Annotated in this window: 2 protein-coding genes; one reads left to right on the forward strand and one right to left on the reverse strand. The window is 60.5% G+C overall.

The genetic code is table 11. The features are described from left to right. Positions 1 to 269 precede the first annotated feature (269 nt). The gene (locus tag BP858_RS02605) at positions 270 to 698 is read left to right on the forward strand and encodes a hypothetical protein (protein ID WP_074175241.1); all 429 of its coding nucleotides are present in this window, start codon (positions 270 to 272) and stop codon (positions 696 to 698) included. A gap of 627 nt (positions 699 to 1,325) precedes the next feature. Here the strand turns inward: BP858_RS02605 and BP858_RS02610 are convergent. Further along, a partial coding sequence (locus BP858_RS02610) for a nicotinate-nucleotide diphosphorylase (RefSeq protein WP_394339371.1) occupies positions 1,326 to 1,739 on the reverse strand: 414 nt, incomplete at its 5' end.

A 1,739-nucleotide genomic window follows, 5' to 3' on the forward strand; every position in this document is an offset into this window, starting at 1 on the left:
TCGCCCATCTCCCCGAGCGCCTCAGCGGCCCGCCACCGCTCGTTGAGATTCCCGGACTCCAGCATCGCCAGGTGCCTGTGGAGCTTCTTCTCCCAACCGAGATCTGCGGCCCCTCGTCCCGGTACCGGCGAATCCTTCCCTGCCATAGGCCACCTCACGCCCATCTTGGGCCGCCGGGGTATAAGGTTTTGCCCCTGCCCCGGGTTCCCCGGCAGGAGAGATTGCCCCCGGGAGGTGCATTTTTCTACTTTCCCGGCCACAATCATACTATGGTGAGCCCGACCGGTACACCGGAGGGGACAGCGTTCCCGCCGGACCTGGAACGCCTCGGCATCGTCCCCGGAGCGAAGATCGATATCAGGGAACTTGACAGGATGGGAAAGCGGCACAACTTCCACATCTACCTCTACTTTGAGGAAGACCTGGCCAAATCTTCCACGCTCAAGGAAGATCTGCAGGAGTACGGCGATGTCCCCGACCTGGAGCGCCCGTTCGTCAGGCTCGATGCGTTCCTCAGGTTCGCCACCGAGTCGGACCCCCTCTTCACCCGGCGCCTGGACGAACTCCCGCTGGTCATCGAGGTCGTCGCCTACGGGGAGATCGGGATAGGAGAGAGAAAACCCGTAGCCTACATCAAAGGACTGATGCCGTTCTTAGACGAACTCACGATGGAAGAGAATACATCCCCTGTATCGTGATGCCCGGTCCACTGTATGGGGCAGGCCCGGGGAAGAACCGGGGTTTTCCGTGGAGATCGGTTAGTGGGCCATATGCAAGTGGGTCAAGGCCTGACAATCCCCTCACCCCGAGCCCTACAGCGGCCTGTTCTGGAACTCCTCAACACCGCATGCGGAAAATAGGGTCTGGATTTTGAGAGAGGGCGTAACTATTCAGGCTAGTGCCGAGTCAATCATTCAACGTCGGATATGGGCGTGCTAGTGCTTGTTGTCATCTTCAATGTAGAGATCTCCCGTCTCTCTTCGCGGCCTTCGCGTACTTCTGCGTGAGATTTCAGCACGGGGGATAGAGCCTCACGCGAAGCCACGAAGGACGCGAAGGGTTCCAATTGGGAGGAGATACACGGACTTCGCGGCTTCGCGCTCTTCGCGTGAGGTGACATTGTGTGAAGATTTAGATGCAATGATCCACTAGTCAGTGAACGGCGGTCGGGATGAACGATTTTCCACCGAATGCGCCTGCCGGTGAATCGCAGTACCGGCTGATGCGGGGTATCACCAGGCGATTTTTTATTTCACGTCATATTGCAGTGATCTCTCGGTCGAGGCTGAATAGTTACGAGAGGGCAACCCCCTCCCGCCGACCGGCTACGGAACCCGGACCGTGCCCGCACCCTTCAGGATATCCAGGCTCACGTCGAAGTTCCTGACCGTATGGGTGAGCGCGCCCATGCTGATGACGTCGATCCCGGTCGCGGCGTACCCGGCAAGGTCGCCGCCGGCAACCCCCCCTGAGACCTCAAGGATCACCCGCTCCCGGAGGCCCCGCCCGGCAAGCGCTCCGACCGTCTCCCGGACCGCGTCCGGCGTCATGTTATCGAGCAGGATGATATCAGCCCCGGCGCCGGCGGCCGTGATTGCATCATCCGTCGTCTCGACCTCCACCTCGACCGTCCGGTAGAGGCTCTGCATCTTCGCCCGCCCTATCGCCTCCGGGAGCGGCACCAGCGCAAGATGGTTGTCCTTGATCAGGACCATATCTGAGAGAGAGAAGCGGTGCGG

This window comes from Methanoculleus sp. UBA413, from assembly GCF_002502935.1.
GTDB lineage: Archaea > Halobacteriota > Methanomicrobia > Methanomicrobiales > Methanoculleaceae > Methanoculleus > Methanoculleus bourgensis.

Excerpts from the sequence above, each read along its gene's own strand:
- BP858_RS02605 (WP_074175241.1), top strand. The coding sequence starts at position 270 with ATGGTGAGCCCGACCGGTACACCGGAGGGGACAGCGTTCCCGCCGGAC.